Here is a 16,097-nt window from a genome sequence, read left to right as displayed (position 1 = left end):
GAAAGAGTTCTGTGGACTTGTCTTAGACCACAGCAATTCTAGAAAACCAGGTTACTCTACTGTGCCAGCCTTGCGAAAAGAATACTTTATTCCCCACAGACTACGCGGTTGCGTCCGGTTTGCTTGGCTTGGTAGAGCGCCTGGTCAGCACTGTCGATCAGACGTTGGGGCGACGTGCCGACGGCAGGAATCTGGCAGGCCACTCCGACGCTGACGGTGACATAGACCGTCTCGGTTGCCGTTTCAAAATTCACGATGTTGAGAGCGCAGATGCTGTGGCGAAGGGTTTCGGCAATGGTGAGCGCCCCCGCCAGGTCGGTATGGGGCAAGACGACGGCAAACTCCTCACCTCCGTAGCGAGCGACTAAATCGGTAGGGCGATTGACCACCTGCTGGCTGGTTTGGGCGACGGTGGTCAGGCAGATATCCCCAGCTGGGTGCCCATGGTGATCATTGAATTGCTTGAAATGGTCAACGTCAAACATGATTAGTGAAAGGGGTAACTGGCTGCGGCTCATGCGCTTCCACTCCTGCCGGAGAACAGCATCAAAATGGCGACGGTTGGCGATTTTAGTCAGGGCATCTTGGCGACTCAGTTCATTGAGGCGTTGGTTAGCCCGCTCTAAGGCATGGTTAGTCTCGGCCAGTCGTTCAGCTTGGCACTGCAATGACGCCAATAGGTTGGCCTGCTGCACGGCGATCGCCAGCTGATCGGCCACCTGCTCCAGCAGCTCGACTTCTCCCGTACTCCACTGGCGATAGTCGTTGCACGTCTGAGCGATCAAAAAACCCCAGAGACGGTTTTCTCCTTCGTCTTGCGCCTGTAGCACCGGGGCAATAATGGCCGACTTGGCCGCGATCGCCCGCATCCAGGGGCTGAGACAGAGATCGGCATCCTGGCAGGCTAGGTCGGCGACGGTGCTCACGGTGCCCTGACTGTAGTATTGATAGCAGGTTGACCGTAGCCCTTGCTCCTGCCACTGGTGGGTATCGACGGCCATAGGGCAGTCGGCTTGAGCCGTGACCTGAATTACCTCGCCGCCATCACCTGAGATGAACTGAAAAATCAGGGTGCGATCGACGTGCAGATAACGCTGCACCTCCTCAGTGGCAGTGGCCAAGATCTCTTGCAGGTCAAGGGTTTGGCGAACGCGTTGGGTAATTTGCCAGAGCGTGTGATCTTGCTCGACTTTGCGCTGAAGGGCGAGTTCTGCCTCCTTGCGAGCGCTCAGGTCTTGCACCAGCGCAAAGTAGCCTTTCACCGCACCCTCAATATCGTAGTCAGGCACCAAAGTACCCTGCACGTGGCGCTTCCCTGCCAGAGCATAGTGCAGGGTGGCTTCATAGATCACCTTTTCGCCCGCCAAAACCCGATCAATATTGGGCTTGGCCTTTTCGTAGGCGGCAGTGCCAATAATGGTCTCCACAGAGCGGCCATAGAGATCCTCTGACTTGATGCCAAACCATTCTTGATACGTGGCATTGACGTATTGATAGCAGAGATTTTTGTCTACGTAAGAAACGCAGGCGGGCATCGAATCCACTATCTGCTGCAGCAAATGCAGCTGGGCATAAACTTGAATCTGCCTATTCACGGTCTCCTCATGCCGCCACGCCGTCGGGGAGAGGTGCAACTCCGATGACTCTGGAGTAATCTCGTTCCAAAAGCGGGGAGACTGTCCTTTACCTCTAGGCACCTTTGCCATAGAGAAAATCCTCTGGTGGTGGAGTGAGCAGAACAGGTGCCAGAGTCGAATTATTCCCTGCTCAGCGTTGTTCTTAGTTAAGGTAACAAAAGCCGTACCTAAACATGCCCATCCAAGGGGTTAACTTATCGCCTCTCCAGTGTAGGGATTGAACAGGTGTAGGACGGTGGTGTTCACAGCGAGTTCAACCCTGTCGCCCAGGGCTAGAGTTGAGCGCCGATCGACCCTGGCCGCACAGCTCTGTCCGTCGCCTAAAGTGAGATAGACAATCACCTCATGGCCCATGCTTTCTGTGTGGGTAATCGTGCCTTTGAGGGGAGCGGTGACCATGCCAGGGGGCAGGTAGCGGGCATCGTGAATATCTTCGGGGCGAAGGCCGCAGGTCACTCGCTGGCCGACGTAGCGCTGGCAATGGGCCGGGATTGTCGGTGGTAGAGGCAAACTCAGCGCATCGGATTTGAACCAAAGCTGATCGACCATTTGCACCAGTGCGCCGTCGAAAAAATTCATCGCGGGGCTGCCGATAAAACCGGCCACAAACTTGTTTTTGGGCGTGCTGTAGATTGCCTGAGGGGTGTCGATCTGCTGCAAGACGCCCTGGTTCAAAATGGCGATGCGGGTGCCCATGGTCATAGCCTCGACCTGGTCATGGGTGACATAGATGAATGTGCTCTCTAGCTCGCGGTGCAGGCGGCTGATCTCGGTGCGGGCCTGCACTCGCAGTTGGGCATCGAGGTTAGAGAGGGGTTCATCCATTAAAAACACCGCCGGGTTGCGGACGATCGCCCGACACACCGCCACTCGCTGCCGCTGCCCCCCTGAGAGTTCCTTAGGCTTGCGGTGGAGCAAATCTTCCAGCCCCATCTGCTGGGCCGCCCGCTGCACTCGCTGCTGAATGTCGCCCTTGCCCAAACCCTGAAGCTCCAGGCTAAAGGCCATATTGTCGTACACCGTCATGTGGGGGTACAGCGCGTAGGACTGAAACACCATGGCAATGTCGCGATCGCGGCTAGCCAGCTCATTCACCCGGCGATCGCCAATGTAGATATCCCCCGCAGTCACGCTGTCTAACCCCGCCAGCAGCCGCAGGGTAGTGGTTTTGCCGCAGCCCGAGGGGCCGACAAAGACGAGAAACTCGCGATCGCCAATCTTAATATCCAGCTCGCGCAGGGCCACAAACTCGCCGTAGCGCTTAGTAACAGACTTGAAAGTGACCGAGGCCATAGGGTGGGGGAGTGGATGGGTGGATGAGTGGGAGGGTGGATGGGTAGGAGGGTGGATGGGTGAGGGAAAAGAGTAAGGGGGTGAAGTTTTTAGGCTCATCTACTCGCCTACCTGCTTACCCTCCCACCCATCCACCCATCTACCCCTTCACCGACCCCGCCAGCAGCCCCCGCACAAAGTATCTCTGGAGGGCAAAAAACACCAGCAGCGGCACCGTCATGGTGACAAACGCTCCGGCAGTGAGCAGGTGCCAGTCTTGCCCCCGCGAGCCGACTAGGTTCGTCAGAGTAATCGTCAGGGGTGCGACGGTGGGCGTGCCACCCAAAAATACCAGCGCCACCAGCAGATCATTCCAGACCCAGAGAAACTGGAACACCGCAAAGGAGGCGATTGCAGGCATCGACAGCGGCACAATCAGCCGCGTAAAAATTGCCCAGTGGGTTGCCCCATCCACCGCCGCCGCTTCAACTAAATCCCTCGGCAACGCCTGAATATAGTTGCCCAACAGATAAATGCCCAGGGGCAGACTGTAGCCCGTGTGGGCCAGCCACACCCCGGCAAAGGTGCCCGTCAGTCCCAAATCGCCATAGGTCCGCAGCAGTGGAATAAACGTCATCTGCAAGGGCACCACCAGCAGCGCCACGATCGCCAAAAACAGCCACTGGCGACCGGGAAACTCTATCCAGGCCAGGGCATAGGCGGCAAAAGTGGCGATCGCGATCGGCATCACCGTCGCCGGAATCGCAATGGTAAAGCTGTTCAGCAACGCCTGCCCCATCCCTGCTGCGCCCAGCACCGCGCGGTAGTTTTCCAGGCTGTACTGAGTGAACTCGAAGGGATGTTGAAACACCGTCCACCAGCCGCTGGAGATCACGTCAGACGGGGGCCGCAGGGAGCTGATCAGCAGACCCAGGCTAGGGAGAGTCCACAGGAGGGAGAGGGTGACTAGAGCGAGGTGGACGGGGGTGCGGGTGAGCCAGGAGGTGAGGCGGACCATGAGATAGGGGAGATGGGGAAGGTGAGGGAGGGGGGATGGCTAGCGGGTGGGGTTTGGGTGGTGGAATTCGCGGATGTTGACAACCATGATGGGGATGACAGCGAACAGCAGTATGACGGCGATCGCGCTGCCCCGGCCGTAGTGGCGAAAGCTAAACATCTCCTTAAACATGCGGCTGGCGAGCACCTCGGTGCCCTGATTGCCCGCCGTCATCACATACACAATGTCGAATACCTTGAGCACCAGCAGCACGGTGGTAGTTGAGACCACCAGAATGGTGGAGCGAATCATGGGTACAACAATGCGCCAAAAAATCTGCACTTCATTGGCCCCATCGATGCGGGCGGCTTCAATCATCTCCTGGGGAATGCCTTTCACCGCCGCCGAGAGCAGCACCATACAAAAGCCCGTTTGCAGCCAAATCATAATGGCGATCAGAGCGAAGTTATTGAGCGATCGCTCCACCAGCCAGCCCACCGGCTCAAAGCCCAGGCTGGTGATCACCCCGTTGAGCAGGCCAATCTGGGCAGTTCCTGCTGGGCGAAAGGCGTAGATAAATTTCCAAATCACGCTAGCCCCAACAAAGGAGATCGCCATGGGCAAAAAGATCAGCGTTTTGGGCAATGGCTCGTAGCGCACCCGATCGGCCAGCACCGCGATCAGCAGCCCCAGGCTGACGCTGACCCCTGTTACCCCCACCAGCCAAAAAATGTTGTTGCGAAAGGCCTCGCCCATACCCTGGTCGGTCAAGAGGGAGAGGTAATTACTGAGACCGACGAAGGACTGCGATCGCGCGTCTAGCAGACTGACGTACACTGTCAAAACCGTCGGGATGACCAGGTAAGCCAGCAGTAGCAGCAGCGCCGGGGCTAAATAAACCCAAGGCAGAATGCGACCTTTGAGCCGTCTTGGGACAAAGCGCTCCACCAGCGCGTTCGCTCCATAAAACAGAGCCACTACCCCACCGCTACCGACCAAAATAGCCAGCACCGCCATTCCTATTTTCGAGAAAACGACCATAGACGTGCGGTTAGCTGTCAGCCAGTCTTGACGTTGCCTTGCCCTAGGCCCAGACATTCCCAGTTCGTAGCCCAGGGTCAATGCCCCATTCTGAAACACCTTCAGCGCTCTTAATGGTTAAGGGCAGGCATCCCAGAAATGCTCCGGGCCACCATCGGGGTGCAATGCCCGACACCACCCAGGAATAACGCTATGCTGGGGCTGATTTTACCTCAGGCAGGGCAATGGCGCGGCAGCGAGCATTTTCGGGCACCCCGTGGGAAGAGCAGGTTGGCTACTGCCGAGCGCTGCGGGTAGGCCAGCAGATTTTTGTCTCGGGCACCGCCCCCAGCGATGGACAAGGGGGCACCTTTGCCCCCAACGACGCCTACGCCCAAACCAAGCGCTGCTTTGAGATCATTCAGCAGGCCCTAGCAGAACTGGATGCCGACCTCCGCGATGTGGTGCGCACCCGCATCTACATCACCGATATGAGCCGCTGGGAAGACGTCGCCCAGGCCCACTACGAGCTGTTCGCCGACCACCCGCCGGTCAACACCACCGTCGAAATTCCGGCCCTCATGCACCCCGACATGCTGGTCGAGATCGAGGTCGAGGCCCTGTGCGAAGCAGCCCCACCCCAGCGGCTACCGCTCAGGCGACCCCAGAGCATGATTTTGGGTCGCCCGATTCAACCCTCTGGCCTGCCGCCAATCAACGGGTCAGATCTAGATGAAGGCTGCCTCGACTAGACCCTTAATCTTCGTAGTCAACGGGAATCTGTCCCCGTTTGGCGGCGGCCACCAGGCGATCGTAGTCACGCTCAGTTTGGTCGGCGTAGGCTTCGGCAAAGAGAACCAGGGTATCAGCTAGCGCGTCGCCTTTGCCGATGTAGCCAGCCAGCATGGCGGCATCACCCGACTTGGCATGGGCCAGGGCCAACGCCCAACCGCAGAGAGTGCAGTAGTCAGGCAGTCTCGACACCTGAAACTTGTCGGGTTCGAGCTTAAATCCGCCTTTCATGTCGCGCAGTTGGCGGATGTAGTAATGGGTGTCGTTAAAGCTGCCCCAACCCAGAAAAATATCGGGAGACCCCTGAATCAACTTCTGACCAATTACCACCCGTCGCCCCTGATGGTGGTCGGGCAATCGATGGTCACACCGCACCGAGGAGTAGGGAGCCAGCACTGAAGGCGGGGCCTCTTTGACCTGCAAGAACAGCGGGTCGCTGGCGTCCTTGCCCTCTAAATAAAGCACCCAGCAACGGGTGCCCACACTGCCCACGCCTACTACCTTACGAGCCACATCCAGCAGCCGGTAGCGCGACAGCAAAAAGCGGCGATCGCCGCTCAGAGACGCCAAATAGTCTTGAAGCAGCGACTTCACGGCAGATATTACCGTAGGGCCATCGCTCAGGGTCTCGGCTCGCACCACCAGCGGCGGCGACTCGATGATGTGGTGGCGATCGTCCACCAGGTTGGTCATTTCGTCGAGCACTTGTAGGTGGTTGCGATCGCGCGCCTTATCCAAAACTCGCAGGGCATACTTTTCGGCGCTGTCGGGCAGTTTTTCGAGCAGCTCGGCTTCAGTAATGTTGTCGTACCACAGCTCAAGGTAAGGCAGGTCGGCGTAGATGGCCAAGTGCTGACGGTAGGATTCGATCGCCGCTCGCACCGAGTTATGGCAAAGGGAGCGATCGCCCCCTAAATACCGCCCCGCTACCACAATGCTGGCCACCAAGCGCTTCAGATCCCACTCCCAGGGACCGGGGTAGGTTTCGTCAAAATCGTTGATGGCAAACACCAGGTTGCGCTCAGCCGAGGCGAACACTCCAAAATTAGACACATGCATGTCGCCACAGGCCTGCACCTCAATGCCGGTGGTCGGCGCTGGGGCAATATCGGCCATCATCACCGCCGCCGAACCCCGCAAAAAGGCAAAAGGCGACGCCAGCATCCGCCCATAGCGCAGCGGCACCAGCGATTGCAGGCGCGTTGTCGCCTGGGCCTGCAGCAAGTCTACCGGGTCAGGGCGATTGGTAGGGGGGTGATATTCGCCCAGGTCAGAGCGCTTTACCCGCTGCCGCAAGACCTTGCCCGCCGCCATGCGATCGGCCACCGACTGAGGTATATCGGTGTCAGCGACTGAGGACACTGGTTCGTTAACGGCGACCATAGCAATAAGACCAGAGACAGCAGCGTAGCTAAGCTTGACCAACAGGCACATCGACAGTGGTTTGAAAGGCATCCCAGGTGAGAATGTCTTGCAACAGCGCCCGGTAACCGGCCACGTTGGGGTGCAGGCCATCCACAGAAATCAGCGGTTGCCACCAGGCTTCGCCCCGGCCCATCCACAGGTTGAGCACATCCAGGTAGGGAATATTGTGGCTAGTGCAGGCCAAGCGGGTGGCTTCGCGATAGCGCCACTGGTCGCTATGGGTGTAATACAACACCTCTGAGAAGGGCATGGCCTGCTCGTTGACCGGCGTCATGCCGACAAACAGCACCGGGCACAGCCGTCGCGCCTGGTCCAGCAGCGCCTCCATATGCTCCTGAAACTCGTCAAAGTCGGTGCGGTTGCGGCCCAGGGTATTGCTTACCCGCGCCGAGTCGTTGAGCCCCACCGACAACACCAGCAAGTCGGGCACTCGGTTACGCAGCTCTCCCCGGTTGCGAAACTCATGGTCAAGGCGCTGTCTCACCTGGCTGACCCCATCCCCCCGCACCCCAAGGTTGTAGAACACAGCCCCCTCACGGCCTGGGGCCATGGTCAAGCGACGCAGGCGCTCAACCCAACCGCCGCCTTCGGGGTCGCCAAAGCCATACACCAGACTATCGCCCAGCACCAGCACCTTTTGGGGATGGGGCTGCTTGAGAAGAATGCCTGAGGTCGGGACGGGATGGGAAGCCAGCATAAGTAATCAACGTAGGGAATAAGCTGAACCAATCAAACTGGACTATGGAGGGATTTGTTTTAAATTGTTTACATATTACCCTTTGAGGTGCCTAGTGCTAGAGGCAGACCTTTATCTGACTGGCAAAAAAGCGCGATCGCCCAAGCTTGAAACCCGCTGCTTTGACTTAGGCTGTAGATGGCCACAACGGCCGCGCCCCGATAGACCCTGGCCCACATGAGCAGACGTATGGAGTACGGTGCAGCACATGGTAATGAACCGATCGCCAAAAGCTGGCTAGCTCTCTGGTGGGAAGGGCTAAGCCCCATGGCGCAGTCAGCGCTAGTGCTGCTGGCCACTCCGCTGCTTGTCCTCAACGTCTGGGCGGTGGCGGTTATCTTTGGCTATTTCCGCTCGATTTTAGTCACGGTGCTGATTGCGGGTCTGCTGGCGTTTTTGCTCAGCTACCCCATGGGTCGCCTTGAGACCCTCGGCCTCAAGCGTGGCTTAGCCTCAACCCTGGTGCTGGTGCTGGCCCTGGTGGGGTTTTCGGGCTTGGCCATTGTGGTGCTGCCCTTTGTCATCGACCAGGGCCAACAGCTAGTGGTGCGCTTGCCCGACTGGTTTGACTCGGGCAAAACCCAGCTCATGGTGCTCGATGGCAAGATGGCCGAGTGGGGTTGGCCGATTAACCTCGATGTGCTGATTACCCAAACCAGCGATCGCCTTAAGCGCGAGATCCAGTCCATCGCTGGGGAAGCCCTCAACCTTACCATCAACGTAGCGGTCTTTACCGCCAACAAGCTGCTCGACGTCGTGCTCACCGTAGTGCTCACCTTCTACCTGCTTCAGCATGGCGAAGAGGTGTGGGAAGGGGTGGTAGGGCTGCTACCGACCCGTCTGCAACAGCCCTTCTCAGAGACCCTGCGGCAGAGCTTTCGCAACTACTTTTTAGGACAGTTCATTGTCGCTAGCTGCTTTGGCACCGCCCTGACAATTATTTTTGGCTTGCTAAACGTGCCCTTCGGCTCACTGTTTGGCCTCACCGTGGGTCTGCTGGCGCTTGTGCCCTTCGGCGGCACCGTCGGGGTAATCATCGTCACCCTGCTGGTGGCTCTGCGGGATATCAAAATTGCCATCCCCATGCTGATTTCTGCCGTGATTGTGCAGCAGCTGGTCGAAAACGGCATTGCCCCCCGGGTGTTGGGCAGCGTCACTGGGTTAAACCCTTTCTGGGTCTTTATCGCCATTTTGTCGGGGGCGAGGGTAGGGGGCCTGCTGGGAGTAATTGTGGCTGTCCCCGCGGCCGTGATTATTAAAGAGGCTTTAGTGGCGCTGCGCAACTCCCGTGAGATCGCTCCGGAGGCCGAAGCCGCCGTCACCCCAGGCGCAGGCTCACCCCAGGCCCAGGCGGCAGCGCTGCCCTAAAGGACGCCCCGGCGGCCGTTAGGCATCACCGTAGACCAGTTGGTGCGAGCCGACGCCAGCTGGTCGGCAGAAACTAGCGCTCCCGTCAGGTCAGCTCCGCAGAGGTTAGCCCCCCGCAGGTTAGCGTTCGACAGACAGGCATTGACTAGGTTGGCCCCCCGCAGATCGGCCCCCTCCAGGTTGGCATAGTGGAAGTAGGCCTTGATCAACTTGGCGTTGCGCAAAGTTGCTTTGGACAGGTTGGCGCGGCCAAAGTTGGCGTTACTGAGATCAGAGCCCTGAAAGTTGGCGTTGGGCAGCTTTGATTGATTAAAGTTAGCTTCGACCAGCAGGGTGCGCTGCAAATCAAGGTCCTTGAAGGTTTGCAGCGAAAAGTCGCGCCGCCCTTTGGTGTACTTTTGCTTAACATCTTCAGAAGACAGCGCAGCAGCGGCGGGGGTGGCTTTCCGCGGCGTGGGCGAGCCGTTTTGAGTCGGCACCAGGGGAGCCATGCTCTTGGCCCCTGAATACGATCGCTCCCGCCGTGCCCGAATCGCGGCCGCCATACGAGAAGACGGGGACCCTCCCCCTGAGTTGCTGATCGCGGGATGAGGTAAAGCACTACTCACTGACCCGTGGCCATTGCTATATCCACTGGTAGCCGGCCCCAGTGAGGTTGGAAATGCCATGTTTTGAGCCAGGCTTTCCATGTAGGGTTCGAGGTCTAGGTCGCGATGGACGGCCTCCACACTCTGATAACGATGCTTGACCGAAATCTCCAGCATCTTTTCCAGCACGCCAGAAAAGTGGTCACTAATGTGCACGTGCTCGCGCCACAGCAGTTCTCCGTTGTTGGGGTCGTAATTGAGATCCTTAGGTGCCTTGGCCGATAGCAAATAAATGCAGGTCACCCCCAGGGCGTAGATGTCGCTGGCATAGACGGGGCGCATGGCCATCTGCTCGGGGGGCGCGTAGCCAGGGGTGCCAATGGCGTAGGCAGTGAGGGCGGTTTGGTCAGAGCTAGCCGCCTGAGCCGGATTCACCTTGTCTTTTACGGCTCCAAAGTCGATCAGCACCAGTTTTTTATCCTGGTCGCGGCGAATGATATTGGCGGGTTTGATGTCGCGGTGAATGACGTGGTTGTCGTGAACGTACTGCACCATCGCCAAAATTTCGCTGAGGAACTGCTTCACCCCAGCTTCGGTGAAGGGGCCACCGCGCTTGACCTCCTGCTGTAGGGTGAGGCCATTAATATATTCCTGCACCAGGAAAAACTCCTGCTCGCTCTCAAAGTAGTCGAGCAAGCGGGGTAGCTGGGGATGGTTGCCGATCATCCCTAGGATCTTGGCTTCTCGTTTAAATAGATCGCGTGCCATCTCGAGCACCTGGGGCGCTTCGGCGGAGGGACGCAGCTGCTTGATGACGCAGGGAGGCTTGCCGGGCAGCAGCTCATCGCGAGCCAGAAACGTTGCCCCAAAGCCACCGCGGCCCAGGGCCCGAATCATCCGGTAGCGGCCCCGCAGCATTAGCTCTGCCCCGCACGTTTGACATTCGTCAACCGTGGGGGGGTTCTTAGGCTTAGAACAATCAGGGTTGATGCAGTAGCTCATGCGGCCCAGAATGGTGGATATCTAGACGAGGCCCGAAGGCCACGGTAAGCGGTAGTTAACCAGCAGCGGGGCAGTGACCGGGCAGCCCCCAGGCCGCGATCGCGACAGTTGTGAGGGCTGACCCCTTTCGGTAATGCCACATTACCCCAATTGTTCCCTGTTTCAGAGGGGGGTTATAGCATTCACCCAAAGGGATATATACTTTCGCCCCAAATCTAAGGGAAATGTAAAAAGTCGATGAACTCCTGACCTCTACTCTCAGTAATGAGCCAGGGTTGCAGTGGAGCGGTTAGGCCACCCTTGGGTAGATGCAATGCCCACAGGGTAGAATGTTTGGGCAATAAACCACAGCATTCTAGATTTTCTAACGGTCAAGACAGCCCCACCATGCGCATATCTCTGAACTGGCTCAATGAATACGTCAATGTCCAGCTTTCCGCCGAAGAGCTAGCCGATGCCCTGACCATGGCCGGGTTTGAGGTCGAAGACATTGAAGATAGACGCACTTGGGCCGATGGCGTGGTGGTTGGCCGAGTGGTAGAGCGTACCCCGCACCCCGATGCTGACAAGCTCAGCGTCTGCCGGGTCGATATTGGCCAGGCCGATGCTTCAACTATAGTGTGCGGTGCCGCCAACGTGCGAGCTGACATCTACGTGGCGGTGGCTACTGTTGACACCTATCTGCCGGTGGTAGATTTGACCATCAAGCCCCGCAAGCTGCGCGGTGTGCCCTCGGCGGGCATGATCTGCTCCCTGGCAGAGTTGGGGCTGGCGAAGGATTCTGAGGGCATCCATATTTTTGCGGCTGAGAGCCTGGAGCTGGGACAGGACGTGCGCCCCCTGCTCGGCTTAGACGATGTGATTCTCGATGTCACCTCGACCGCCAACCGGGCCGATGCCCTGAGTATGGTGGGCATCGCCCGCGAAGTGGCGGCGATTACGGGGGCCGAGCTGCATCTGCCGGTTACCCAAGCACCTGCAATAGCGAAGAGCATCGCAGCTCCGGCGATCGCCCTACCGGACGAAAAGGCCTGCCCGATCTACATCGGCACGGTGTTGGAGAACATTGCCCTCGGCCCCTCGCCCCAGTGGTTGCAGCAGCGGCTAGTGGCGGCGGGCACTCGCCCCATTAATAATGTGGTGGATGTCACGAATTACGTGCTGCTGGAGTGGGGTCAGCCACTGCATGCCTTTGACCGCGATCGCCTACTGACCACTGGGGACGCCCTCAACCTCGGCGTTCGCTATGCCCAGCCCGGAGAAACCCTGGTAACCCTGGATAGCCAAAAGCGCCAGCTTCAGCCCGAGACTCTATTAATTACTGCCAATGACCAGCCCGTGGCTCTGGCGGGGGTGATGGGCAGTGAAGCTACTGAGGTGCACGACGGCACCCGAGCGGTCATGCTAGAGGCCGCCTTTTTTGACGCGGCGGCGATTCGCAAGTCGGCCCGCAGCCAGGGGTTGCGCACCGAGGCTTCGGCCCGCTACGAGCGCGGTGTGAACCCGGCGGAGCTGGGGCTGGCCTGCGATCGCGCCCTCCAACTGCTGCAAGAACTGGCTGGAGCCACCGTCGTTGCCCAAGCAACCGGCACCACTTCCCTTGGGGCGGCCATCCCCGAGCGGGTGATTACCCTGCGGCTGAGCCGGGTGACTCAACTGCTGGGTCAAGTCACCAATCTGGGCGATCAGCCCCAGGATCTGCCGCCTGAAACCATTCAAAAGCTGCTGGAAACCCTGGGCTGCCAAGTAGCCCCGACCGATGAGGCAGGCGTGTGGGCCGTGACGGTGCCCCCCTACCGCTACCGTGACCTGGAGCGCGAGGTGGACTTGATTGAAGAAGTGGCACGCCTCTACGGCTACAACCACTTTGCCGATACCCTGCCCCAAAAGGCGATCGGCGGCTTTTTATCGGTCGAGGCGGCCCTGCGTCGCAGGCTGCGGGAGACGTTTCGTGCCGCTGGGCTGACGGAGCTGCTGCACTACTCGCTGACTAAGCCGATTAGCGATCGCCAGGTCACCCTCGCCAACCCGCTTTTTCCTGAATATTCAGCCCTGCGACAGGATTTGGTGGACGGGCTGATCGATGCCTACGAATTCAACCTTAACCAGGGCAACGGCCCTCTCAACGGCTTTGAGATCGGCCATATCTTTTGGCAAGATGATGCAGGCATTCACGAGGCTGAGGCCGTGGGCGGCATTGTCGGCGGCGACGGGCGATCGAGCCAGTGGGTGACCAGTGGTCAAGAGCGGCCCCTCACCTGGTACGAAGCCAAGGGCATTCTCGACGGCGTCTTTAGCCGTCTGGGTCTAGCGGTTGACTACCGCGCCGACAGCACCGATCCGCGTTTTCACCCCGGTCGTACCGCATCGCTGTGGGTGCGGGGGCGGTTAGAGCTGGGCCGCTTTGGCCAGCTCCATCCCCAGCTGCGCCAGCAGCGGCAGCTACCCGCCGAGGTGTATGTGTTTCAGCTCAACTGGTCGGCGCTGGCGACCTGCCTGGTGCCAGTGCTGCAAAAGTCGGTGAAGTTTGCGGCGTACTCGACGTTTCCGGCCAGCGATCGCGACCTGGCTTTTTACGCTCCGCTAGAGCTCACTGTCGCCGACCTAACGACAACCATGACCAAAGCCGGGGGTAAATTGCTGGAGTCGGTTGCCCTATTCGACGAATACCGCGGCGAAAGCGTCCCTCAGGGGCAGCGCAGCCTGGCCTTTCGTCTGGTCTACCGCTCCCCTGACCAGACCCTCACCGATGAAACTGTAGACCCAGTTCACAAAAAGGTGCGCGCCGCCCTAGAAAAACAGTTTGGGGTGACCTTGCGGAGTTAGCCTCAGCCTGGGTATGGCCGTTACGGGTGTTGCGATCGCAGCACTCGCCACAAAATTTGAGGCTGAAACAAGCTGGTAGGAGGTGCCATCATATTCATCACCTTGAGAAAGGCCGCCCCGATCAAGGGATCACGGTGGGAGGCCCGATTGACGCAGGTGATATAGGCGTTAATCAACGTTGTGCCTGGGGATTTTTTACCCTGGGTTTCTGGATAGCGAAAGTCTTCGGCTACGGCGGTTTGCCACGGAATGTCAATCAGCTCAGCAGCACGCCTAAAGAATTTACGCGCAATGTCCTGTAATGGGTCGCCCGGGTGGTGCAGTAGCTCATCTAGCGCCTCTGCCTGTAGCGCCGCCGTGGTCATGCCCTGTCCATAGAGCGGGTTGAAGCAGCAAACTGCATCGCCCAGCACCAGATACCCCGCCGGAAAGCGTTTTAGCTGCTCATAGTGGTGGCGCAAGCTCGCGGCAAAGTTGTAGTTATAGACTGCCGAAAGCGGCTCACAGTGGCTGGCAATAACGGCAATATCTGGGGCTGGCAAGCCTTGAGAAAAGGAGAGAAAGCCCGCTGTATCGGTGGGGGCGGGAGCACCCTGGCGACCGCTGAGGGTAACAATCCAACGCCCGTCTTCGATGGGGAGTGCAACGCCGCCTCGCTTTTCTTGAGGCCCAGTGGGGGTAATAAAAATCCAGTCACTGGGTTGGCCGTCGGTGGCTCGGCGGTAAACCTGGGTGGCGTAGCTGGTGTGGCAGACCACCTTGCTTTCGGGCGGGGGACTATAGCCGAGTTCTGTTAGCCACTGGGGCGATCGCGACCCGCGCCCGGTAGCATCCACAGTTAGATCAGCGTACCGGGTTTCAGACTGAGCATCGGTGCCTGAACGAGTAAACTGCACCCCTGCAATTTGCTGCCCCTCCTCGCTCGTCAGCAGCCGATGGACGCGACAGCTATCGAGCACAGTGACATTGGGCAAAGCCACCACCTGCTGGCGAACCTGCCACTCTAAAAATGGTCGGCTAGCGATGACGCAGTCTTGGCCGAATTCAAAGGGCAGGCGATAGCCGCCGTCGCAATACCAGCGCATGGTGCGCCCCATATCGGTAACCGTCGCCCCACCGCTGCGAAGAGCATCCACTAGAGTCGGGAAATAGCTAACCATGCTCTGTAAGCCACGGCCCAACAAACCATGGAGATGATTGGCTTGGGGCTGCCCAAAGCGGGCTTCGGGCTGGTCTCTCAGCCGATCGCGCTCAAAGAGAGTGACCTGAGCAAAGTGATCGCTGAGCACCCGAGCCGTCAGCAACCCTGCCATGCTGCCGCCAATGACAATTGCGTTTTGCCCAGTTTGATCTGTCACAGCATTGGTCCAGAAGCGATCACAGTTTTAGCAGACATCTCCCAACTGCCACAGACCTAGCAGCGGTCAGAACCCCTGCCCTTAGCTTAGCTATTCTCAGCTTCAGCGTCGGGTTGGGTGGTGCGATGGTGCCACAGCCGATAGCCGCCGTAGCCTGTCGCCGCAATTAGCACCCAATAGGGGCTAAAGGCCAGCAGCCACAGGCCTAGTTTTAGCCCACTAACGGTGAATGCTTTTACCGACTGAGTTGCCGATTCCCAGGTGTTGTCTAGGGTCTCACCAACCGGTCGCAGCGGGGTGACTTGGGTTACTGGGCTTTGTAGGGTTAGGTAGATCTGTGAAAAGGCCACTTGCCGTTTGAGGTTTTGCTGCTGAGCCGTCATGCGCTCGATCGACTCGCGCACGGTGCTGAGTTCTCGCGCCACTTCTAACACGTGAGAGATTTCGCCCGATCGCTCCATGATTTTCAGCAGGGCGGCTTCAGACTGGCGCAGATTCTTCAGCCGAGCATCGAGATCTACCAGCTGGCTCGACACATCCTCAGCCGTCAGCGACTGCTGCTGCACAGTTCCCAGGGGACGAAGGGCGTTCATTACTGAATCTAATTCGGCCTGGGGTACCCGCAGGGTCAAGATCACCTGCTGAGCCGTTCCCTCAGGAGAGCGGTGATCTTGCAGACTCAGCATATCTCCCTGAGTCCGTTGAAGGATGGCTTGCACCTGGTCTACGGCAGCGTCAACATCGGCCAGCACCAGCACCAGGCTGGCCTGCTTCACCAGCTGAGGCGCAGGCTGTCCAATATCGCTTGGGGCAGGCTCGATTTCGCCAGTCTTGGCCATGCCAGAGGCCGCAGATTGTGCCACCGGAGAGGCCTGGTTGGCAGCCGGCGCAGCATCGCCTGCCACCGCGCCAATTTCGGCAGACAGAGTTTCTTGCTGCTCAACGTCGGACGCTTGGGCGCAGCCACCTATCAAGGCAGCCCCCAGGGCGATCGCTAAAAACTGAGCACGATGGACACGGAGGAATGCAGAACGGGTCATCGGGTCGCCTAAGCCAAACTCGGATGGCTTAACTATG

The 16,097-nt window shown here is 58.8% G+C and carries 12 protein-coding genes; 3 read left to right on the top strand and 9 right to left on the bottom strand.

Annotation, left to right across the window (positions count from 1 at the left end; genetic code table 11):
- Window positions 1-86 precede the first annotated feature (86 nt).
- The 4 genes from H6F57_RS18710 to H6F57_RS18695 form a co-directional block, all read right to left on the bottom strand.
- Window positions 87-1,706, bottom strand: a complete 1,620-nt coding sequence (locus H6F57_RS18710; protein ID WP_190626244.1) for a diguanylate cyclase — start codon at window positions 1,704-1,706, stop codon at window positions 87-89.
- Between the two features lie 120 nt (window positions 1,707-1,826).
- Window positions 1,827-2,930, bottom strand: coding sequence for an ABC transporter ATP-binding protein (locus H6F57_RS18705; RefSeq protein WP_190626243.1), 1,104 nt, complete (start codon window positions 2,928-2,930; stop codon window positions 1,827-1,829).
- A 139-nt stretch (window positions 2,931-3,069) separates the two neighbouring features.
- The gene (locus H6F57_RS18700; RefSeq protein WP_190626242.1) at window positions 3,070-3,927 is read right to left on the bottom strand and encodes a carbohydrate ABC transporter permease; all 858 of its coding nucleotides are present in this window, start codon (window positions 3,925-3,927) and stop codon (window positions 3,070-3,072) included.
- A 39-nt stretch (window positions 3,928-3,966) separates the two neighbouring features.
- Entirely contained in the window at window positions 3,967-4,947 is a 981-nt protein-coding gene (locus H6F57_RS18695; protein ID WP_190626241.1) for a sugar ABC transporter permease, read from the bottom strand.
- Window positions 4,948-5,171: 224 nt separating this feature from the next.
- Here H6F57_RS18695 and H6F57_RS18690 point away from each other — a divergent pair, with 224 nt between their 5' ends.
- Window positions 5,172-5,678, top strand: coding sequence for a RidA family protein (locus H6F57_RS18690; protein ID WP_190626240.1), 507 nt, complete (start codon window positions 5,172-5,174; stop codon window positions 5,676-5,678).
- 4 nt (window positions 5,679-5,682) lie between these two features.
- On the opposite strand, the gene H6F57_RS18685 is transcribed toward H6F57_RS18690, so the two are convergent.
- Both H6F57_RS18685 and H6F57_RS18680 read right to left on the bottom strand, forming a co-directional pair.
- Window positions 5,683-7,101: a DUF2252 domain-containing protein gene (locus H6F57_RS18685; protein ID WP_190626239.1), complete on the bottom strand. Its 1,419-nt coding sequence runs from the start codon at window positions 7,099-7,101 to the stop codon at window positions 5,683-5,685.
- Between the two features lie 28 nt (window positions 7,102-7,129).
- Complete coding sequence (locus H6F57_RS18680; protein WP_190626238.1) at window positions 7,130-7,840, bottom strand: GDSL-type esterase/lipase family protein; 711 nt, start codon at window positions 7,838-7,840, stop codon at window positions 7,130-7,132.
- A gap of 216 nt (window positions 7,841-8,056) precedes the next feature.
- Here H6F57_RS18680 and H6F57_RS18675 point away from each other — a divergent pair, with 216 nt between their 5' ends.
- Window positions 8,057-9,247: an AI-2E family transporter gene (locus tag H6F57_RS18675; protein ID WP_242024833.1), complete on the top strand. Its 1,191-nt coding sequence runs from the start codon at window positions 8,057-8,059 to the stop codon at window positions 9,245-9,247.
- On the opposite strand, the gene H6F57_RS18670 is transcribed toward H6F57_RS18675, so the two are convergent.
- Entirely contained in the window at window positions 9,244-10,836 is a 1,593-nt protein-coding gene (locus H6F57_RS18670; protein WP_190626237.1) for a serine/threonine-protein kinase, read from the bottom strand. The genes H6F57_RS18675 and H6F57_RS18670 overlap by 4 nt on opposite strands.
- A gap of 387 nt (window positions 10,837-11,223) precedes the next feature.
- Here H6F57_RS18670 and pheT point away from each other — a divergent pair, with 387 nt between their 5' ends.
- Entirely contained in the window at window positions 11,224-13,662 is a 2,439-nt protein-coding gene (pheT, locus tag H6F57_RS18665) for a phenylalanine--tRNA ligase subunit beta (protein ID WP_190626236.1), read from the top strand.
- Between the two features lie 20 nt (window positions 13,663-13,682).
- Here pheT and H6F57_RS18660 read toward each other — a convergent pair whose 3' ends face one another.
- Together H6F57_RS18660 and H6F57_RS18655 are read right to left on the bottom strand one after the other, a co-directional pair.
- Complete coding sequence (locus H6F57_RS18660) at window positions 13,683-15,020, bottom strand: FAD-binding monooxygenase (protein ID WP_190626235.1); 1,338 nt, start codon at window positions 15,018-15,020, stop codon at window positions 13,683-13,685.
- A gap of 86 nt (window positions 15,021-15,106) precedes the next feature.
- Window positions 15,107-16,060 carry a DUF4349 domain-containing protein gene (locus H6F57_RS18655; RefSeq protein WP_190626234.1) on the bottom strand — a complete coding sequence of 318 codons (954 nt, stop codon included), beginning with the start codon at window positions 16,058-16,060 and terminating at the stop codon, window positions 15,107-15,109.
- Window positions 16,061-16,097: the final 37 nt, after the last annotated feature.

The organism is Leptolyngbya sp. FACHB-60 (assembly GCF_014695775.1).
In the GTDB taxonomy this organism is placed as follows: domain Bacteria; phylum Cyanobacteriota; class Cyanobacteriia; order Phormidesmidales; family Phormidesmidaceae; genus Nodosilinea.
This window is presented reverse-complemented; position numbering and strand designations above follow the sequence as displayed.